This is a genomic window from Bartonella sp. MR30HLJHH, assembly GCF_042194195.1.
GTDB classification, from domain to species: domain Bacteria; phylum Pseudomonadota; class Alphaproteobacteria; order Rhizobiales; family Rhizobiaceae; genus Bartonella; species Bartonella grahamii.
Genome location: NZ_JBHIMO010000002.1, coordinates 1 through 19,626, shown reverse-complemented (window position 1 = coordinate 19,626; position 19,626 = coordinate 1). Strand labels below are relative to the sequence as shown.

Below are 19,626 nucleotides of genomic sequence, written 5' to 3'. Positions count from 1 at the left end.
TTTAAATCTCGTCTTCACTATGCACGTCAGAAGGTTCTGGCATCACCCCATCAGGCGAGCCAGTGATAACGACATCGCCCTCATTAAGTCCTGAAACAATCTCTGCCATCACCTTATTATTCAACCCAACGCTCACCTGTTTAGTAACCACCTTGTTTCCCCCCTCCAAAACAGAAACCCACGCCTTATGCTCTTTTGTCTCATCGCGTAAAGCATCGCTTGGAACCAACAAGACATTTTGAGCACGCCCTAAGATAATATGAACTTGAGCCGTCATATAGGTTCGCAAAAAATTGTCCGCATTATCAACATGTAAAATTCCGTTATAATAAATAGCTGATGAGATTAAAGCGCTAGACCCCCCTACCATACCAGGATTAATACTCACATCAGCACGAATTGCTTCAGGAGCCGGCTCTATCTTTTCTAAAACGCCCTCATAACGACGCTGCGAATTCCCTAAAACTGTAAAATAAAGTGGTTGTCCAGCCTGAATTTTAAGAACATCAGCTTCTGAGATTTGCGCCTTGATCGTCATCTTTGACAAATCGCCCAAAATAACAATTGTTGGCGCCGACTGAACCGCATTCACGTTCTGTCCTTCTTCCACAACTGTTGCCAAAACCGTTCCCGCTGAAGGGGCAATGATGCGTGTATAACCTAAATTGACCTCTGCACTATCCACATCAATTTGTGCTTGCACAATCTGCTGTTGAAGTTGAGCAATTTGCGCCTCACGTATTTTTACTTGTGTCGCAGCATCATCGAGATTAGCCCGTGAAACCGCACGTGACTCGATCATTTTTTTCTGGCGTGCTAAATTTTTCTGCGCAAGAGAAAGATGGGCTTCTTGTTCTACCAAACTCGCATAATAGTGAGATAATGCTGCTTTTTTTCTTTTTAAATCATTTTCTTGATCTGTAGGATCAATTTCTGCCAAGAGATCGCCTTCTTTCACAACACTCCCAGGAGAAACGCGCATTGATACCACACGCCCTGTTGCACGCGCACCAACAGCCACCAACCGATAAGGACGTACAAGACCAGAAGCTAAAACACTTTCCTCAATATCCCCACGCTTCACCACCGCTGTTATATAAGTTGGGCTAGATGTTCCAAAAACAACAGAACGCAACCATAAAAACAAGAGAATAAGGAATATGGCAGTTAAAAAGAAGGAAAGTTTTTTGTGTTTTGTAATGAAATTTTTGAGTAGACTTTTTTTCATTTTCCTACCTTTGCACGCGAACGAGGTGCACCATCAACGACTTCCGGACGTGATACATCAACAACGCCATCCCAGCCCCCCCCCAATGCTTTCATCAACGTGATATATTGCGTAACCAAAGAAACACGGCTATCTTTAAGTGCTATTTGTGCAGAATAATAAGAGCGATCAGCGTTTAACAATTCAAGAAAACTGGTATTTCCATTCTCAAAAAGACTCCGTGAAAGTTTTAAGGAATGAAGAGAAGCTTTATTCGCAATGATTAGCTTTTCTAAGCGTTGATGTTCTTTAGTTAATCTTACCAACGCATTTTCTACATCTTCTAAAGCTCCCAAAACAGCAGCCCGATAAGTAATAAAAGCTTGATCACGCTGTGCACGCGCAACAGCAATAGAAGCCTCAACCTGACCTCCATTAAAAAAAGGAAAACGCAGACCAGGTCCAAAAGACCAGCCAATCGTTGAATTTTTCCATAACTGATCAATCGCCGTTGCTGCTGTCGAAATATTACCTGTTAAAGTAAGTGATGGATAGCGATCTGCTTCACGTTGACCAATCCGCGCTGTTGCTTGCGCGTATTGACGCTCTGCCCGTCGCAAATCCGGACGTGTTAATAAAATATCGGCTGGAATTCCTGCTGGTATCGGCCAGCGCGGTTGTGGAATCTTTGCATGCTTAGCATTTTTTTGTAAAAAATCCTTCAATGCCGTAGGCACACAACCAGTTAAGACAGAAAGGCGATGAACGCTCATTGCTAAATTCGCTTCCATCTGTGATATATCTGCTTCTGTATTTGCCATTTGTGCTTGCGCATTTGAAACATCAAGCTCAGAAACATCACCAGCTGTTAATCTAGCGCGCATCAATTCATAGGTTTTACGTTGTGATACAGCAATTTGCCGCACAATCAACAACTTCTGTTGCCAACCACGCATTTGCACATAATTTGTTGCCACATCTCCTAACAGTGTCACCATGGTAGCGCGCATATCTTCCACAGCCGCATCAAGACCATAACGCGCTGCTTCAACCGCTCGTTTATGCCCACCAAAAAAATCAAGCTCCCAGCTTGCATCAAAACCACTATGATATTGGTTTAACAATGCATCAGACTGTCCAGAATGACTACGGGTTCCTGAAATTGAATTGGACACATTTGGCAAAAGAGTTCCTACAACCTGTCCTAAACCCGCACGCGCCTCACGTACCCGAGCTTTGGCAACAGCAACATTATTATTTCCAGAAATCGCATAATCCATTAATGCATCTAGAACAGGGTCATTCAAACGCCGCCACCATCCGGCAAGCGCAACTGACTGCCCAGACGCCTGTGCAGATTTTTCTCCCCAAACTGCTGGAACACGAAAAGATGTTTTCTGGTAATTAGGACCAACCATACATCCTGACAAAAGCAAACACAAAAAGATACTAGAAAGTAATCCACGAGAAGCGCCCCTTTTGAGATTTCTGATATACATCTAGTCTCCCGCATTCTTTCAGAATCATTATTTAATATTAATACTTTATTTACCTCTTATTTCAAACTTAACGTGAAAAATCAAATACAGTTTGCACAGGAATATGATCTGAAGGACGTTCCCATCCGCGTGCATCACGAAAAATCGAAAGATCTACAACAAAAGGTGTTAAATCAGGAGAAGACCAAACATGATCAAGCCGCCGCCCATAATCGGTAAATGCCCAATCGCGTGCACGATAACTCCACCATGTGTAAAGCTTGGTAGGAACAGGGATATGTAACCGCATCAGATCAACCCATCCACCTTGACAGCATAAAGCTTTTAAACGCTCGGTTTCAATGGGAGTATGGCTTACAACCTTCAACAATTTCTGATGAGACCAAACATCCTCTGCCAAAGGAGCAATATTTAAATCGCCCACCAAAAGAGAAGAAAGACCATCTCCTTGATCCGCACGAATGGAGGACATTTCTTCTAAAAAATCAAGCTTATGCCGAAATTTTTCATTCACATCAGCATCAGGAATATCTCCCCCAGCAGGAACATAAAAATTATGAATCCGCAAGTTTCTCCCATGGGCTTCCACAATAACTGAGATATAGCGACAATCTTGGTTTTGGCAAAAGAAACGCTTTTCTACCTTTTTAAAAGGCAAACGAGAAACAATAGCCACCCCGTTATAAGATTTTTGTCCACTCAATGCGATATGCTTATAACCCGCCGCTTCAAAAGCCTCCACTGGAAATAAAGCATCTGGACATTTTGTTTCCTGTAGACACAAAACATCTGCGGAAAAGAGTTCCAAATACTGAAAAACCTGTGCAAGACGCAAACGAATAGAATTAATATTCCAAGTTGCAATACGAAAGAACATCCATTTCAATCCCAATGAAATAACACAGCACTATTTCTTTGAAGGAAGTGTAAACATTCCATTAGCGAAGCGGACGTCCGTCCGCACATTCATAATCTGCACAGTAGTTTCCAAATTTTGTTGGTCAACAATTGTCCACTGGCGCAAAGCAGAGCCTTTAGAATCAAAAACCATCCTTATTTGCCCTGCCCCAATCGTTTTATCACGCAGAACAATCGTCACAGCCCCTGGATCTTCGCGAAATGCCAACAAGCGCCCAGAAGATACATCAATTTTATCACCCAACAGAAACTTCATTGGCGTTTGCGAAAGTTGTGAAAAGTTCCAAGTATTCAAAGCCCGATTGTTAATACCTACAAATTGACCATCTGCAATAATCTGTAAGGGCATTTTTTTGTAAATGAAACGAATTTTCCCTGGACGCTCTAGGTAAAATGTCCCCTGAGACATTTTCCCCTTTGGACTAAACTGAATAAAATCACCTGTCATTGTTTTGATTGCCGCAAAGTGATTTACAACATTTTGCGCCTTTATCACTTTATTAGACGCTTGTGAAAAAACAGGAAAAGTTAAACACCAAAAGATAATAATTCCCACCAACCCAAAGACTCTTCTTTGCGACAAAAAAGACGTTTTCATAAAAAAATGCTCCCAAGCAATACTTAATTGACTTTATAATTTATAACTTAAGTAATCAACGATGAATAAATACCCTTCTTTATAAGATAACGATATTGTTTGAAAAAACTATCAAAAGATTTTTAAAAGTATTCTTCTTCGACCGTCCCCAAAACTTTCCGCTTACCCATATCATTTGCTGGACTAATAATGCCTTCTCCTTCCATCCTTTCAATCAATGTTGCGGCACAATTATAACCAATACCTAAACGGCGTTGAATATAAGAAGTCGAAGCCTTACTGTTCACGAAGCACAACTGCCACAGCTTGACTATAGGAATCATCTTCTAAAGAAAAAGCTAAAGAAACATCCTTCTTTATTTCTTGCGGTATCGTTTCCAAATAATTAGTCTGCGTTTAAGTTTCCGAAAGCATCCAAATTTCCCGTTTTTCTGCTGATTTTCTAAACGCATAATATATTCTTTCCCACCCCTAATCTGTGAAGCAACATAAATTATAGTCAATACATAACGGATTAAGTACTAAACATATTGCTCACGCACCTGAAAACTCTTTTAAGTGGCAAAAATGCTTTTTTGACTTCCTTCCAATCCAAAAGAATAAAAATTTTCACCCGAACCAGTCTGTAAACAGTTTGGAGTTTAGCAGATTTCACTTGGCTTCCCACCCCATATGATTCATTTATATAAGGCTCGACAGATAAGCCTTGCCCTCAATATTTAGAGCGCACTAAAAAAAACACTTAAATATCAAGCCTTACATGCTTTTATACCCCTACATTCGCAATGACATTATTTTATACCAAGATATTGATTTATAATAATTTATCTTTTTAACTTAAATCATAACGCCAAATACAGGAAGGTTCTCTCATCACATACTTTCTCATATCGAATCAATTGAAATCATTTTCTTGCACGTTACAAGCAAGGTTGGTGTGTGGATAAAAATTATATAAGATAAAGAATCCCCTTATAAAGAGTCTCAAGTGCCAAGGAGCTATCGCAAATCGAGAGCTGGTGTATGAAAATGCAGAATTTCTACGATAAAGTGGGATAAGCACTTGTTTTATAAGATATTATAAAAACAACTATAAAGATTTTTCAAAAGCGTTCTTCTTCGGCAGGCACTAAAATTTCTCGTTTCCCTGCGTGATTTGCTGGACTAATGATACCTTCTTCTTCCATCCTCTCAATCAATGTCGCGGCACGGTTATAACCAATGCCTAAACGGCGTTGAATATAAGAGGTCGAAGCCTTACGATCACGAAGCACAATAGCAACAGCTTGACTATAGGGATCATCTTCTGAAGGAGAAGCCAAAGAAACATCAGCACCATCCTCTTCAACTTCTTGCGTAATTGTTTCCAAATAATCAGGTCGTGCTTGCGCTTTGAGATGCGCAACAACCTGCTCCACTTCATCATCCGCAACAAAAGGACCATGCACACGTTGAACACGCCCTCCTCCCATCATAAAGAGCATATCTCCTTGTCCCAATAATTGCTCAGCCCCCTGTTCGCCCAAAATTGTTCGGCTATCGATTTTTGAACTCACCAAAAAAGAAATACGTGTAGGAAAATTGGCTTTGATCGTCCCAGTAATAACATCGACGGAAGGACGCTGAGTCGCCATAATTACATGGATACCGGCAGCACGTGCCATTTGTGCCAAGCGTTGAACCGCGCCTTCAATGTCTTTACCAGCAACCATCATCAAATCAGCCATTTCATCAATAATGACAACAATATAGGGCATAGGACTAAAATCAAGCGTTTCCGTTTCATAAAGAGGCTCACCAGTCTCGCGATCAAATCCCACTTGAATTGTCCGCGCCATTGTCTCTCCCTGACTTGCTGCTTCCCTAAGACGTGCATTAAACCCATCAATATTACGAACACCCAGTTTTGACATTTTACTATAGCGCTCTTCCATTTCACGAACAGCCCACTTTAAAGCAATCACAGCTTTTTTAGGATCTGTCACCACGGGCGTTAATAAATGAGGAATGCCATCATAAACCGAAAGCTCAAGCATTTTAGGATCCACCATAATGAGACGACATTGTTCAGGTGTCATCCGATAAAGCAATGATAAAATCATTGTATTGATAGCAACAGACTTTCCCGATCCTGTTGTACCAGCAACCAAAAGATGGGGCATTTTTGCTAAATCTGCAATAACAGCTTCCCCCCCAATTGTCTTACCCAAAGCAAGCCCTAATTTTGCTTTGCTTTCAATAAATTCTTGCGCCTGCAACATTTCTCGTAAATAAACCATCTCACGCTTTGCATTGGGCAATTCTATTCCAATCACATTACGTCCTGGAACCACCGCAACACGCGCCGAAATCGCACGCATCGAGCGTGCAATATCATCTGCCAAACCAATGATACGGGAAGACTTAATACCGGCAGCTGGTTCAAATTCATACAAAGTTACCACCGGTCCAGGACAAGCATCAATAATTTGCCCCTTGACTCCAAAATCTAACAAAACCCCTTCAAGTTCCTGAGAATTTGCTCTTAAAACAGCAGGAGAAAGTTTTGCATCCCTAACAGACGGTGGTGGAACCGAAAGATAATCTACAAGAGGAAGAACAAAACCACCATTTGAAGAAGCTGTTAAAGACTTTCGATTTTTAACAGGAGAAACATAGGCTTTATTTTGATTTTCCTCACACTTTACTTTTTCACCCAAAAAAGTTGGCTCAATCCGATCAAATGACTTTCGTTGCCCCTTACTCTGAAAACGGCTTTTGAAACAGAACAAACGAAAGAAACGCGCTTGTAAAAAATAAAAAAGATGTAAAAGAGCGCCAAAAGTTGTCGCAAAAAAACCATGATTTTCACGATCATCCTCTGCAGCATATTCCGTATCTTCTTCCAATTCAAAAACTGGATTAACAATTGCGTCTTTTGGAATGCTTTTTTCTTTTCTTTTCTTTGTTCGACGCCGCCATATCACATTGCCAGCAAAAGCAGCAGTAAAAAAACCTAAAAGAATAAAAACAACACTAAAAAACACCGTGTAAAGAGGAGAAAGAAAAAGAGGAAAGACTGAAGAAGCAACACTTAAAGCTTTATCTCCTAAAACCCCTCCCAATCCCATTGGCAATGGCCAATAAGTAAAAGAAGCAACAGGTGACATAAGGGCAAAAGCAATTAAAAAACAAATTGTTGATAGCACCCATAAAAAAAAGCGCAAAGTCAAATTGTAGATATTCTTTTGCGCCAACAAGAGAAAAGACCAAAATAATGGCGGCAACAAAACAGCAAGACTTGCCAAGCCAAAAAACTGCATAATAAAATCTGAAAAAATTGCCCCCATCCACCCCATAAGGTTTGTAACCTCATTTGTACTTGCATGGGTTAAAGATGGGTCCGCAACATTCCACGTCGCCAACGCAAACACACAAAAAATAATAAAGCCCAAAAGCCCAAGCCCAATAAATACCCCTATCTGACGTAAAAACATCTCAATAAGACGCGAACCTTGAGAATTTCGCACTTCTAATGAATCATAAGGAGAAGAACTTCGGTGCATCTATCAATTCCAAATACAAAACTTTCATATTTTAAAGAGTTATAACTCCCTCTCTCTTACAAAAAGATGAAGCTTAAACTCTGTGCCGATCTGTAAACAAAATAGCCTGTAAACAATCCGACTTCTTATCTAGCGCATTCTACCTTCTAACCCACTTCATATATCACCACCCTAAGAGACAATCCTTCATAAGGCGCACAAAAAGATCTCCCTGAATATTTATCACAGGATCGACCAAAAAACACCTCATGTGTAAAGTTTTACATGGGTCCTATAGCACCTTCCTAAACAGATGATGCTTTTACGCTACATCATGGTAACGGCAAAATATTAATACTGTTTTAACCATCACGAATGAACACAATTTTTTATCTATCATACTAACTAAATATACCCCTTAAGGACAGGCATACTAAAGTACACTCATACAACTTAAAAAATACACGACCATCTTTGTTTATTTTTAGTTTTCTTTTTTAACAACCAAGTGTAAAAAGAATTGAAGAGGACATTCAAAAAAGCTTATCCGATAAATCTGTAAAATGAATCACATAAATGATGAAGCAGAAGAACTCTCAAAAACCAATCTGTCATCAGATTGGCGCCAAAAAAGAACCTCGTTTTTGTAAAGCAGAAAGAAAAGTAAAAGTTAAAATATTTTAGGCAATTTAAAAAGATATTCTTTTTTAAAAAAGCAAACTGTAAACAATGGAAGAAGTATTGTGTGTTCTAATCGCAATAAAGACGTACAACCCAATAAAAGAATAAAATCTCATAAAATGAAACGATGTGATCTGCTCATTGCAGGGGGGGCGGCTGTCGGTTTAACCTTAGCGATAGCACTTAAGCAAACAGCCCCTAATCTGAAAATAAAAATCGTTGATGCTGCTCCACAAGGAGATAGTCCTGCTTCTAATATACGAACCATTGCCCTTGCTGCTGCTTCTATTCGTATGTTAAAACAATTACAATGTTGGGAACCTATAAAACCCTATGCGCAACCCATTCATTCAATGATCATCACAGATACAAGCACAAGTGATCCTGTCAAACCCACTCTTTTAACCTTTGAAGGCGATATTAACCCTGGTGAGCCCTTTGCTGCTATGGTAGAGCAGAGAGAACTCATCAACACTTTAAAAAAACGTGTCAAAGATCTCAATATCCCTGTTATTGCAAACACGCGTGTCATTGATTTTCATCAAGAAGACCAATATAAAACCGTCACTTTAAATAATGAAGAGGTTTGGCAAACAAAATTGCTTATTGCAGCCGACGGAGCCCATTCGAAATTACGCCAAAAAGCAGGTCTTAAAAACTTTTCTCATCCCTATAAACAAACAGCAATCATCTGCACAGTTGAACATGAAAAAACCCATAATGGTCAAGCAATTCAACATTTTTTACCTGCCGGTCCTTTTGCTCTTCTCCCTCTCAAAGGCAATCGATCTGCCATTGTGTGGAATGAAGATCATAAAACTGCGCAATATTATCTCAAAGCTAATGCCCTTATTTTTGAAACAGAACTCGAAAGACGCATTGGCCATCGATTAGGCAAACTCTCTTGGAATGGCGAACGCCAAGCTTTTCCTTTAAGTCTTTCTTTAACACGTCAATGTGTTAAACCACGTTTTGCTCTCGTTGGCGACGCCGCCCATACCATCCACCCCATTGCAGGACAAGGACTCAATTTAGGATTACGTGATAGCGCTGCCCTCGCTGAAGTGATTATTGAAACAGCACGACTAGGTCTTGACATTGGCTCCCTCACTGCTTTAGAGCGCTATCAAAGCTGGAGACGTTTTGAAGTTATCCGTATGGCTTTAAGCAATGATTGGCTTAATAAACTCTTTTCTAATGATAGCCTTCTTTTACGGATGCTCCGCGATACCGGCCTTGGTATTGTTAATCAAGCGCCAAAAATAAAAAAATACTTCATCCAAGAAGCTGCCGGACTCACTCCAAATGCCCCACGTCTTCTACACGGCTTCCCACTTTAAGCAAAAATTCATCCTATTTCACTTTTTTACAACCTTTGCCTCCCTCCTTCAAAGAACAAAAAATTCCTATCTCATCCAATCTGTTTACAAACCAGATTGCTGTCGAGTAATTTTCTCTTGACTTCCTTCTCCCATATTTCACTTAACATAAGACTCGACAAGCAAGATACATTCTAAGAATATTCACCACACACTGAAAAAAAACATTTAATGTCTCAAAGAGATTGCCTTGTATCACCACACCTTAAAAGAAGCCATTTCACGGCATAACGAAATAAACAAGACTTTTTAGCACACAACATTTTATTTATAATAATAAATTCATTGTTCTCATATTGAGTGAGAAATCTAACGATCATAAAATACCCTTATTTCAAATCTCTCTCATGTTGAAGCATGAGAAATCATTCACTTGCACATCACAAGCGGGAGTGCCGTATAAATAAAACAGCAATAAAAAGCCTTACCTTCTCAAGTACTAAGGGCTTTAATAACATTGGAGGTGAGTAAAGTGTATAAGGGCACCGGCTTATATTTTTTATTGAAATAAAAATGCTGGCGTACAAAATGGATTTTATGTAATCATAGAGACTTTTACGTTATACTATTCACGAGAAGCGGCATAAAATAAGCTTCGTTGCATTAAAAAATTTTTCTTTTAAAAAAAGCGCGTAAATTGGTAATACAACTGTATTCCGTTTGAGGTATTCTGTTTCTAAGACAAACCCTTTAACTTATTGTTGAATACCACACGATTTTAGAAAAAATATTCTAATATATAACAAAGTGCTCCGTACTCTATACCATCACACACAATTGTAAACTCGCATATCACCCCCCTTCACACCATAAAAGAAGATAAACCGCAATAAAAATGACTCAATCCTTTTATTTTCAAATACGCTCTTTATTCATTATTCACAAATGCTCATAAATGAATTTTAATCACAAACGCTCAGAAATATGTCATAAATTCTATAAAACCCATAACAACCATAGAAATTTTTCATTTCCTACACACTCTCTCATCTCAACAAAACGAACGATAAATAAAGTAAATGCCTCATATATAATCTTACAGAAAAAAGACCAAACAAAATCTATAACATTAGGCTTGTTCTACAGAACAATATTTCAAAAATATAAGTATGCTAATTTATTAACATATTAATTGATAAAATTACCATTTTACATATTGAGTGAAAAATCCCTATGCAATAAATTATTCTCATTTCGACCACTTTTGTAAAGAGTCAATAAAACTATAAAAGAAGTAAATTATCCCCCTCTCTCAAATGCCAAAAGCAATTATAATATTTTAATCAGGCATCATCATTATGCTTGCCAGATTATAACAACAAGACCTTTTTCATTTAAATACATTTGTTCATGCCCCCTATCATTTTATTTGATCACTCAATACTTTAATATATTCGTTCAGTATATCTATACAATCAAATTACCCAAAAGAGCATACTTCTTACATTTACATTCCTTGGTATTCCCTTATCTTGTAAATATCGCACACGTGTTATGTTACTTCAAGTTCATCAAGTGTATACCCATTCTCCAACCACTCTTTAATCCACTTAGGCCTACGTCCACGCCCATTCCATAATTCCCATTGGTTATTGGGATTTCTATAATGGCGCTCTTTGCTCACAAGATCAGCGATATCAATTCCATGGGCATTAGCAATTTCAAGAATTTTTCGTCGCGCATTTTGCTTTTCCTTTGCTTGCCGTTTTTTTAATTCCATATCGATTTGTGTACGCATCTCTTGTAGTTCATCAAAATTCATATTTTTGAGATCATTCACCTTAATTACTCCCCTTGCAAAAAAGAATTTTTTCTTGCCATATTTTAAACACAATTATAGACAATTTTCGTCTATTTATTATCGAAATTAAAATTACGATACATATATCACTTTGACGGAGATGTGCTTTGGACCACAAAGAACTGTTTATTGGTACATCAATTACCACCACTGCATCTTTTTTCAGTTCAATCGCTGGAACTACTAAATGCAGTGCTCAAACACCATCACACCTCTCTGACTCTCATGAATCAGTAGTCAAAAGTAAATATAAATCGTCACTCTATAAGTTATGGCAATACGCAACAAAGAACAAGCCCTCTCTGTATAATGATAGTGTGGTTCATTATGACAATAAAACCTCCCCTCATACACAACGGATTTTTACTTCGTATAAATTTTTTTTGAAAAGATTTTTGCAACTAGAAAATTATATAAAACAAGCAACTTCAATACAGTATCAAAGATTATTATTTTTTAAAAGCAGCGCATTTTTTCGTGATTCCAATAATATTGGTTGGCGTAATGTGCTCTATTTTATTCCACACTTTTATCTTGTTGGTTGGATATTCGCATATATTAGAAATATTCTTAGAAGAGAACAAAACAGTTATCACAGGGAATATTCTACGCTAAACAATTTTGTTCTGCAAATTTATAAAATCAAAAGACAACGAAAAAAAGCACCACAAAGAATTAGCATTTGTATTAATAAAATTCTTTATAATAGGGTGTATTGCTAATGATTGTTCCAGATTTCACATTTTTTGCTGCTGCATACATATCCAATACACCTCCCATAACATTTTCAGTTATCGCCGAACAAAAAGCGCGGGACAATGTTTATGTAACAGATGATAAAGATAACTTCTTCTATCAATCATCTCAGCTTAAGGAAACAATCGCAACAACTGAACAGTTTAGACAGAGCAAACATAATTTTAACACAATTTTAGGGCAAATCGGTGTTGGAAATGTGAAATTGTTTTCTCTTTTTGATGCATTTGGTTTTTGCAGAAATCTTACAGCTGTACAAAGCGCTTTAACTTACTGCTATGAACAAACAACATCAAAGTGCATCTTTGAAAAAGCGACTTTGCAATCTGTACTAAATTTTTACAACACAGAAAACTCAAACCACACCTCTATACAGAAAGTTACTTCATATATTGGAGTAAAAGCTGCTGTACGAGGAAATGAAGATTTGCAGGAGCCTGTAAAGCTTAAAAAAGAAGAACCAGAACAGACAACTAACGTAGATTCTCTTCCTCTCTCTTCAAGAGGAGAGGAAGATGCATTTACACATAAAGAAAGTGGCACCAGCGATGCTTTTTCGGCTGAAAATTCTTCTTCATCGAGAGGCTCGCTAGAGTGACAACTGATATTTTCACGAAACCCTAGAATTTTGATAGGATATTATAATGAACGGTAGATAAGAAAATGTTAAAGCTCTAATTAGTAAGATTGGACAAAATCTCTTCTAATTGAGGGCAAAGATAATGAAAATGATAGAACAAAACAGCGTTGATATAGCATTTAGTCAAAAAGCAGCACGTGAGATTACAGTCGTAATGCTTTCAGAAAGAGAATGGTATTTCACGTTTATTTCCGATGATCCAATCACCGGAAAGCCAAATAAATATACGTTACTTACACAAAGAGGAAAACTAAGAACTTGGGCTGATCCAAAATATCTCTTTAAGTTTCTTCATGAACGAGGGGTCATTTGTGGGAGTTTTAATCTTAATCAGGATAAAGAACATGAAACAATTAAATATTCTTCACACAACAGCTCGTAATAAAATTGCTTTATTTTCTGCAGCTTTAACCGTATTTTTTATGATCAATCCTGCACGTATCCAGGCAGCAGGTTTAGATCCTGCAAAAAAGGCTTTAGAGGCACTCCAAACAGATTTAAAAACGATTATCCCTATCGCTGCTGCCGTTATCCTCTTGTGCTTAGCAATTGGTTATGCAGGACGCTACATCGGAAAAGACACATTTGTACGGTGGGCAATTGGTGTCGTTATCGCTGGTTCAGCAGCTGAACTTGCTAGTTTATTATTTAAAACTACCTGATAAATCTATTAAAAAAATGAAATATTTCTTTAATGAAATAAAGAACGTTAAATTTCTGTGTTTTTATTTAATGCAATAAAGAACTATATCGAAAAAAGAAATTATTTATACCAACTGTAATCTAAATTGGAATAAACAATATGAAACAATCAAATACCCTTCAAACAATATTTAGAAATAAATCTGCTAAAATCTCTGCAGCTTTAACTGTATTTTTTATGAGCAGTCCTGCGTATGCTCAAGCAAAATTAACAAATGCAAAAACTGCTTTAGAGGCGCTCCAAACAGACTTGAAAGTGATTATCCCTATTGCTGCTGCCGTGATACTTTTATGCTTAGCAATTGGCTATGCAGGGCGCTACATCGAAAGAGATACATTCGTACGATGGGGAATTGGCGTCGTTATCGCTGGTTCAGCCGCTGAGCTCGCTAATTTATTATTTAAAACTAGCTGATAAATTTATTAAGGACGAAATGTTTCTTTCATAAAAAAGAAGTTTAGGTTTCAATACTTTTATTGCACATCAATAAAAGTGTTCCTTATTTCATGGAAAAACTACTTGTGCCAAATACAATCCTATAAGGTTGAACAATATGAGAAAATTAATCAATTTTCAATTGAAAGATAATAATAAAATTACCGCAACCTCTGCAGCTTTAACTCTGTTTTTTATGAACAATCCCGTATCGGCTCAAGCAGCAAAAGGTTTGAAAAATGCAGATACAGCTTTAAAAGCACTCCAAGCAGACTTAAATCTGCTTATCCCTATTGCTGCTGCCGTGATACTTTTGTGCTTAGCAATTGGCTATGCAGGGCGCTACATCGGAAAAGACACTTTTGTACGGTGGGCAATTGGTGTTGTTATTGCTGGTTCAGCAACACAACTTGCTACGCTGTTGTTCACGGGTAAGTAATGAGAATGACTATTAAAGTCATGCAGTATAAAATATCTTTTTATTCTAAAGAGAAATCTAAATTGAGATAAACAATATGAAACAGTCAAAAATTCTTCAAACAATAATTCGGAATAAAACTACTAAAATCTCTGCAGCTTTAACTATATTTTTTATGGACAATCCTGCATATGCTCAAAAATTAACAAATGCAAAAACTGCTTTAGAGGCTCTGCAAAAAGATCTTATTGATAATATTATTCCTATTGCTGCTGCTGTTATACTTTTGTGCTTAGCAATTGGTTACGCAGGACGCTACATTGAAAGGGATACATTTATACGATGGGCAATCGGTGTTGTCATCGCTGGCTCGGCAACCCAACTTGCTAAACTACTATTTACAGGTCAAGTATGAATTAGTATAATACGTAATGTTTTTAAAGTAATAACCCATTTAATAATTATTAATATAGCAGAATTCTATTCCATTTATGATAAGAAATTCAAAGCATTCATAAGAACTTAATAAGAGTAAATTATGCAAAAACTAATCAACCTTCAATCAAAAAATAATAAGACAATTGCCACACTTTCTGCAGCTATAGCCGCGTTTTTTATAACGCATCCTGTATATGCAAAAATAGATCCTGCTGAAAAAGCTTTAACGGCTCTGCAAAAAGATCTTATTGATCACATTATTCCTGTTGCTGCTGCTGTTATACTTTTGTGCTTAGCAATTGGTTACGCAGGACGCTACATTGAAAGGGATACATTTATACGATGGGCAATCGGTGTTGTCATCGCTGGCTCGGCAACCCAACTTGCTAAACTGCTATTTACAGGTCAAGTAAGTTAATATAATACGTAATGTTTTCAATGTTCGTCAGTTATAGATTTGTACCAGTAATAATGTCGCTCATACTACGAAAAAAGGAATATTATTTATAGCAACTTTAATTAAAAGGGGATAAAAGATATGAAACAATTAAATACGATTCAATCAAAAATATGTAAGATTAGTGCTATTTTTATCACTTCAGTTATGTTATTAATAACTCAATCTGCATATTCTCAGACGGAAACAAAGAGTTTAGATGTTTTCATAGGGATGCAATATGGATTAAGTATACTTATTCCTATCGTCGCCATAATTATTCTTTTATTACTTTTGCTTATTTATATATTTCGCATCATCGCAAGAGCTACATTTATGCGATGGGCATTCAGTGTCATTATTGCTGGTGCAGCCTTTTATATTAGCCACATATTATTTCACCTCCAGTGACGAGAATACCCCATGAAATCACAAGAACAAAAAGAATTCCCCCTATTCAAAGGAGCAACACGTGTTCCAACTATATGCGGTGTCCCCATGATGCCCTTTATCGTTATGCTTATGGGGGTCGCTGTTGTTGCTATGACAGTAAGTATCTTTTTGTGGATTATAGCACCTCCATTATGGTTCATTATGGTGCAAATTACTAAAAACGATGATAAGGCGTTTCGTATCTGGTGGTTATGGATCGATACTAAATTTCGCAATCGCAACAAAGGTTTTTGGGGTGCATCAAGTTATAGTCCATCTGATTATGGTAAAAGGAGATAAACATGACAGCTGTTGAAAGTAGCAAACGCCTTGCATCAGAGACACCTGTAAGCCTGTTTCTGCCTTATTCACATCATATTACAGATACGATTATCTCTACTAAAAATGCGGAATATTTATCGATTTGGAAGATTGACGGGCGTTCACATCAAAGCGCTTCAGAAGAAGATATTTTTCAATGGATAAAAGAGCTTAACAATACTCTACGGGGTATTGCATCAGCCAATTTATCATTTTGGACACATATTGTGCGTCGCCGTGTTTATGAATATCCTGATTCAACATTTGATCAAATGTTTTGCTATCAACTTGATGAAAAATATCGGCAAAGCTTTACTGGTTATAATTTGATGGTCAATGATTTATATCTGACTGTCGTTTTTCAACCGATAGCGGATAAAATTATGTCGTTCTTTTCTAAACATGAACGTGAAACGCTTGATCAAAAAAAGATGCGACAAGACTCATGTATCAAAGAACTCAATGACATCAATCGTACTTTAGGCCAATCTTTAAACCGTTACGGTGCAGAACTTCTTGGTGCTTATGAAAAAAATGGGCATGCTTATTCTTCTGCACTTGAGTTCCTTGGAATGCTTGTCAATGGTGAATATCGCCCCATGCCAATTTGCCATGACCGTTTTTCTGACTATATGTCTATCAATCGGCCTTTTTTCTCAAAATGGGGTGCTCTTGGTGAATTGCGAACAACCAGTGGAATGCGTCGATTTGGAATGCTGGAAATTAAAGAATATGATGCAACAACCAAACCAGGACAATTAAATGTTTTGTTGGAAAGTGACTTCGAGTTCGTATTGACGCAGAGCTTTTCGGTGCTCTCCCGACATGCTGCTAAAGACTATTTACAACGGCATCAGCGTAACCTTATTGATGCACGAGATGTGGCAACGAACCAAATTGAACAAATTGACGAAGCACTAAACCAGCTTATTAGCGGGCATTTTGTCATGGGAGAACATCACTGCACATTGACTATCTATGGTGATACAATTCAACAAGTTCGCGACCATATGGCTAAAGCAAGTGCAGCATTACTAGACGTTGCGGTACTGCCCAAACCTGTAGACTTAGCGATAGAGGCTGGCTATTGGGCACAACTTCCTGGCAATTGGAAATGGAGACCACGTCCTGCTCCGATTACATCATTGAACTTTTTGTCATTTTCATCTTTTCATAATTTTATGTCAGGAAAACCCACTGGCAACCCGTGGGGTTCAGCCGTCACAATTCTTAAAACAACCAGTAAAACACCGCTTTATTTCAACTTTCATGCCTCCAAACTTGAAGAGGACTCAACAGATAAACGTTTGCTCGGTAATACCGCACTTATCGGACAATCTGGTTCCGGTAAAACCGTGTTACTCGGCTTTTTGGTAGCACAAGCACAAAAATTTAAGCCGACAACGGTTGTTTTTGATAAAGATCGTGGTATGGAAATTGCCATTCGAGCTATGGGTGGAAAATATTTAACATTCAAGCCAGGCAGGAAAAGTGGTTTCAATCCTTTCCAACTCCCACCCACACAAGAAAATCTGATTTTTCTGAAACAATTTGTTAAAAAATTGGCAGAAGCTGGTGGTGAGGTCACGCATCACGACGAGGAAGAAATTAACAAAGCGGTTATGTCTGTTATGAGCAGTAACATTGACCAATCACTCCGTCGTTTGTCCTTTCTGATACAATTTTTACCAAATCCACGTTTAAGTGATTATAATGCTCACCCATCTGTTCATGCTCGCTTACTAAAATGGTGTGAAGGTGGTGATTATGGATGGTTATTTGATAATCCCCATGATGCTCTTGATCTCTCAACACATCAAATTTACGGCTTTGATATCACGGAATTTTTAGATAATTTTGAAACTCGCACCCCAGTGATGATGTATTTGCTTTACCGCACAGAAGGCATGATTAGCGGACAGCGATTTATGTATATCTTTGATGAGTTTTGGAAGCCTTTGCAAGATCCGTACTTTGAAGATTTGGCGAAAAATAAGCAAAAGACTATCCGTAAACAAAATGGTATTTTTGTTTACGCAACACAAGAGCCTAGCGATGCCTTGGAAAGTAATATTGCCAAAACACTCATTCAACAGTGTGCGACTTACATTTTTCTAGCCAACCCCAAGGCAAACTATGAAGATTATACAAAAGGCTTTAAACTAACAGATACAGAATTTGAACTCGTTAAAGGACTTGGTGAGTTTAGTCGCCAATTCCTCATTAAGCAGGGTGATCAATCTGCGCTTGCAGAACTGAATCTTGGTAAATTCCATCTGACAAGCGGTGGAAAAACCATCGAACACGACTTTAGTGACGAGCTCTTGGTGTTATCAGGTACACCAGATAACGCAGAATTAGCCGAAAGCATTATCGCGGAAGTTGGTGATGATCCGGCAATATGGTTACCAATTTTCTTACAGCACGCAAAAAATGACAGGAGGGAAACATGAAAAAAAAGCTCATTCCAATAGTAGTTGTAATAACTTTAGGGATTTCAGACCCAGCCATGGCTTGGACTTTTGGCGCTGGAGCGGCAGATTTGTCAGCAACAGTTCCAACGGCGTGGCCCAATTTTTTTGGAAAGTCACGTGAAACAACGCCTAAAGAACCTCCACAACAAAAGGAAGCGCCAGCTGACCCACTTCTCGAAACACTAAAAAAACAACTTGAGGAAGTAAAAAAGATACAGGAGTCTATAACGGGAAACCAAAAGTTCGACACTAAAAAACTTAAAAATGCACAAACAGATCACAGCAGTTTTTTCCTCAAAAATCCGGAGACGCTCTACAATAGAAATAAATCTTCTGCTCTAACTACATCACTTGAAAATATCTTAAAAGAAGAAGAAATTCCTATCTCTGTCCATGAATCTAGCAGTTTTATCAAAAAGCGTAGCCAATATGCAGCCATCACTGATAAAGCTGTAAGTCTAAAGACTTTTGAAGAAGCAAATAATCGTTTTCAGCAAATTGAAGAACTATTAAACGAAATCAAGACAACAAAAGATCTAAAAAGTATTGCTGAGTTACAAGCACATATAATTGGAATGCTCGCTATGCTACAAAATGAAACAGCAAAACTACAAATGGTCACACATTTACGCAATGCTGAATATACACTTATCAAACAGCAGAAGGACAAACATAACATAAAAATTTTGAATAGTAAAAACACGAAAATGCCTACCATAAGATTTATTAGATAAGGCTTTTTATAACAATATTTCGTGTATTATTTTTCCTATATGCTCGTAAAAAGCAAAGGTTAGTGCGTAATATTCAGTTCTCTCTCATAGACTGAAAAGATCTACGAAATTTAATTCTATCCTAAAAAACTCAACGAAAAATGCTTAAAAATCATATAAAAAGTTGAAAATTCGTTAAAGAGGAATTCCATGGACTTTACAGTGTTCACGCAACTTTTCAATAAAATTGATC

19 protein-coding genes and 1 pseudogene are annotated in these 19,626 nt (G+C 37.7%); 13 read left to right on the top strand and 7 right to left on the bottom strand.

The annotated features are described in order from the left end of the window. Position 1 precedes the first annotated feature (1 nt). From ACFIKR_RS01320 to ACFIKR_RS01295, 6 genes and pseudogenes are all read right to left on the bottom strand, one after another. On the bottom strand, positions 2 to 1,228 hold the full coding sequence (locus ACFIKR_RS01320; RefSeq protein WP_375658530.1) for an efflux RND transporter periplasmic adaptor subunit: 1,227 nt from the start codon (positions 1,226 to 1,228) through the stop codon (positions 2 to 4). Continuing rightward, entirely contained in the window at positions 1,225 to 2,706 is a 1,482-nt protein-coding gene (locus ACFIKR_RS01315) for an efflux transporter outer membrane subunit (protein ID WP_375658529.1), read from the bottom strand. Before ACFIKR_RS01315 ends, ACFIKR_RS01320 begins: the two co-directional genes overlap by 4 nt. Before the next feature lie 67 nt (positions 2,707 to 2,773). Further along, positions 2,774 to 3,583, bottom strand: a complete 810-nt coding sequence (locus ACFIKR_RS01310) for an exodeoxyribonuclease III (protein WP_375658528.1) — start codon at positions 3,581 to 3,583, stop codon at positions 2,774 to 2,776. A 30-nt stretch (positions 3,584 to 3,613) separates the two neighbouring features. Beyond that, on the bottom strand, positions 3,614 to 4,222 hold the full coding sequence (locus tag ACFIKR_RS01305) for an outer membrane lipoprotein carrier protein LolA (protein WP_375635483.1): 609 nt from the start codon (positions 4,220 to 4,222) through the stop codon (positions 3,614 to 3,616). Positions 4,223 to 4,344: 122 nt separating this feature from the next. Next, a pseudogene (locus tag ACFIKR_RS01300) lies at positions 4,345 to 4,609 on the bottom strand (DNA translocase FtsK); the annotation flags it as partial. 716 nt (positions 4,610 to 5,325) lie between these two features. Continuing rightward, positions 5,326 to 7,767 (bottom strand): DNA translocase FtsK 4TM domain-containing protein, encoded by a 2,442-nt coding sequence (locus ACFIKR_RS01295; RefSeq protein ID WP_375658527.1) that lies wholly within the window; start codon positions 7,765 to 7,767, stop codon positions 5,326 to 5,328. A 722-nt stretch (positions 7,768 to 8,489) separates the two neighbouring features. Between ACFIKR_RS01295 and ACFIKR_RS01290 the strand changes: the two genes are divergently transcribed. Continuing rightward, complete coding sequence (locus tag ACFIKR_RS01290; protein WP_375658526.1) at positions 8,490 to 9,767, top strand: ubiquinone biosynthesis hydroxylase; 1,278 nt, start codon at positions 8,490 to 8,492, stop codon at positions 9,765 to 9,767. Positions 9,768 to 11,298: 1,531 nt separating this feature from the next. Here ACFIKR_RS01290 and ACFIKR_RS01285 read toward each other — a convergent pair. Beyond that, complete coding sequence (locus tag ACFIKR_RS01285; RefSeq protein ID WP_375635480.1) at positions 11,299 to 11,586, bottom strand: H-NS family nucleoid-associated regulatory protein; 288 nt, start codon at positions 11,584 to 11,586, stop codon at positions 11,299 to 11,301. A gap of 128 nt (positions 11,587 to 11,714) precedes the next feature. Here ACFIKR_RS01285 and ACFIKR_RS01280 point away from each other — a divergent pair, with 128 nt between their 5' ends. From ACFIKR_RS01280 to ACFIKR_RS01225, 12 genes are all read left to right on the top strand, one after another. Then, positions 11,715 to 12,329 (top strand): hypothetical protein, encoded by a 615-nt coding sequence (locus ACFIKR_RS01280; protein WP_375658525.1) that lies wholly within the window; start codon positions 11,715 to 11,717, stop codon positions 12,327 to 12,329. Further along, positions 12,329 to 12,961 (top strand): TrwN protein, encoded by a 633-nt coding sequence (locus tag ACFIKR_RS01275; RefSeq protein WP_375658524.1) that lies wholly within the window; start codon positions 12,329 to 12,331, stop codon positions 12,959 to 12,961. The genes ACFIKR_RS01280 and ACFIKR_RS01275 overlap by 1 nt, the downstream gene beginning before the upstream one ends. A gap of 124 nt (positions 12,962 to 13,085) precedes the next feature. Further along, positions 13,086 to 13,385, top strand: coding sequence for a KorA family transcriptional regulator (gene korA / locus ACFIKR_RS01270; protein WP_015857010.1), 300 nt, complete (start codon positions 13,086 to 13,088; stop codon positions 13,383 to 13,385). After that, a complete protein-coding gene (trwL, locus tag ACFIKR_RS01265) occupies positions 13,348 to 13,665 on the top strand; it encodes a VirB2 family type IV secretion system major pilin TrwL (RefSeq protein ID WP_375658523.1) in 318 nt (105 codons plus the stop codon). Before korA ends, trwL (ACFIKR_RS01265) begins: the two co-directional genes overlap by 38 nt. A gap of 140 nt (positions 13,666 to 13,805) precedes the next feature. Then, positions 13,806 to 14,120 (top strand): VirB2 family type IV secretion system major pilin TrwL, encoded by a 315-nt coding sequence (gene trwL, locus ACFIKR_RS01260; RefSeq protein ID WP_375658522.1) that lies wholly within the window; start codon positions 13,806 to 13,808, stop codon positions 14,118 to 14,120. 139 nt (positions 14,121 to 14,259) lie between these two features. Beyond that, positions 14,260 to 14,580, top strand: coding sequence for a VirB2 family type IV secretion system major pilin TrwL (gene trwL, locus ACFIKR_RS01255; protein WP_375658521.1), 321 nt, complete (start codon positions 14,260 to 14,262; stop codon positions 14,578 to 14,580). A 76-nt stretch (positions 14,581 to 14,656) separates the two neighbouring features. Then, positions 14,657 to 14,974: a VirB2 family type IV secretion system major pilin TrwL gene (gene trwL, locus ACFIKR_RS01250; protein WP_375658520.1), complete on the top strand. Its 318-nt coding sequence runs from the start codon at positions 14,657 to 14,659 to the stop codon at positions 14,972 to 14,974. Positions 14,975 to 15,097: 123 nt separating this feature from the next. After that, the gene (gene trwL, locus ACFIKR_RS01245) at positions 15,098 to 15,415 is read left to right on the top strand and encodes a VirB2 family type IV secretion system major pilin TrwL (protein ID WP_375658519.1); all 318 of its coding nucleotides are present in this window, start codon (positions 15,098 to 15,100) and stop codon (positions 15,413 to 15,415) included. A 120-nt stretch (positions 15,416 to 15,535) separates the two neighbouring features. Further along, the gene (locus ACFIKR_RS01240) at positions 15,536 to 15,844 is read left to right on the top strand and encodes a conjugal transfer protein (RefSeq protein ID WP_375658518.1); all 309 of its coding nucleotides are present in this window, start codon (positions 15,536 to 15,538) and stop codon (positions 15,842 to 15,844) included. A gap of 12 nt (positions 15,845 to 15,856) precedes the next feature. Beyond that, the gene (locus tag ACFIKR_RS01235) at positions 15,857 to 16,165 is read left to right on the top strand and encodes a type IV secretion system protein VirB3 (protein ID WP_375658517.1); all 309 of its coding nucleotides are present in this window, start codon (positions 15,857 to 15,859) and stop codon (positions 16,163 to 16,165) included. A gap of 2 nt (positions 16,166 to 16,167) precedes the next feature. Then, positions 16,168 to 18,639, top strand: coding sequence for a VirB4 family type IV secretion/conjugal transfer ATPase (locus ACFIKR_RS01230; protein ID WP_375658516.1), 2,472 nt, complete (start codon positions 16,168 to 16,170; stop codon positions 18,637 to 18,639). Further along, complete coding sequence (locus tag ACFIKR_RS01225; RefSeq protein ID WP_375658515.1) at positions 18,636 to 19,394, top strand: type IV secretion system protein; 759 nt, start codon at positions 18,636 to 18,638, stop codon at positions 19,392 to 19,394. Before ACFIKR_RS01230 ends, ACFIKR_RS01225 begins: the two co-directional genes overlap by 4 nt. The last annotated feature ends 232 nt before the right edge of the window (positions 19,395 to 19,626 follow it).

Excerpts from the sequence above, each read along its gene's own strand:
- ACFIKR_RS01320 (WP_375658530.1), bottom strand. The coding sequence starts at position 1,228 with ATGAAAAAAAGTCTACTCAAAAATTTCATTACAAAACACAAAAAACTT.
- ACFIKR_RS01315 (WP_375658529.1), bottom strand. The coding sequence starts at position 2,706 with ATGTATATCAGAAATCTCAAAAGGGGCGCTTCTCGTGGATTACTTTCT.
- ACFIKR_RS01310 (WP_375658528.1), bottom strand. The coding sequence starts at position 3,583 with ATGTTCTTTCGTATTGCAACTTGGAATATTAATTCTATTCGTTTGCGT.
- ACFIKR_RS01305 (WP_375635483.1), bottom strand. The coding sequence starts at position 4,222 with ATGAAAACGTCTTTTTTGTCGCAAAGAAGAGTCTTTGGGTTGGTGGGA.
- ACFIKR_RS01295 (WP_375658527.1), bottom strand. The coding sequence starts at position 7,767 with ATGCACCGAAGTTCTTCTCCTTATGATTCATTAGAAGTGCGAAATTCT.
- ACFIKR_RS01275 (WP_375658524.1), top strand. The coding sequence starts at position 12,329 with ATGATTGTTCCAGATTTCACATTTTTTGCTGCTGCATACATATCCAAT.
- korA (WP_015857010.1), top strand. The coding sequence starts at position 13,086 with ATGAAAATGATAGAACAAAACAGCGTTGATATAGCATTTAGTCAAAAA.
- trwL (WP_375658523.1), top strand. The coding sequence starts at position 13,348 with ATGAAACAATTAAATATTCTTCACACAACAGCTCGTAATAAAATTGCT.
- trwL (WP_375658522.1), top strand. The coding sequence starts at position 13,806 with ATGAAACAATCAAATACCCTTCAAACAATATTTAGAAATAAATCTGCT.
- trwL (WP_375658521.1), top strand. The coding sequence starts at position 14,260 with ATGAGAAAATTAATCAATTTTCAATTGAAAGATAATAATAAAATTACC.
- trwL (WP_375658520.1), top strand. The coding sequence starts at position 14,657 with ATGAAACAGTCAAAAATTCTTCAAACAATAATTCGGAATAAAACTACT.
- trwL (WP_375658519.1), top strand. The coding sequence starts at position 15,098 with ATGCAAAAACTAATCAACCTTCAATCAAAAAATAATAAGACAATTGCC.
- ACFIKR_RS01240 (WP_375658518.1), top strand. The coding sequence starts at position 15,536 with ATGAAACAATTAAATACGATTCAATCAAAAATATGTAAGATTAGTGCT.
- ACFIKR_RS01235 (WP_375658517.1), top strand. The coding sequence starts at position 15,857 with ATGAAATCACAAGAACAAAAAGAATTCCCCCTATTCAAAGGAGCAACA.
- ACFIKR_RS01230 (WP_375658516.1), top strand. The coding sequence starts at position 16,168 with ATGACAGCTGTTGAAAGTAGCAAACGCCTTGCATCAGAGACACCTGTA.
- ACFIKR_RS01225 (WP_375658515.1), top strand. The coding sequence starts at position 18,636 with ATGAAAAAAAAGCTCATTCCAATAGTAGTTGTAATAACTTTAGGGATT.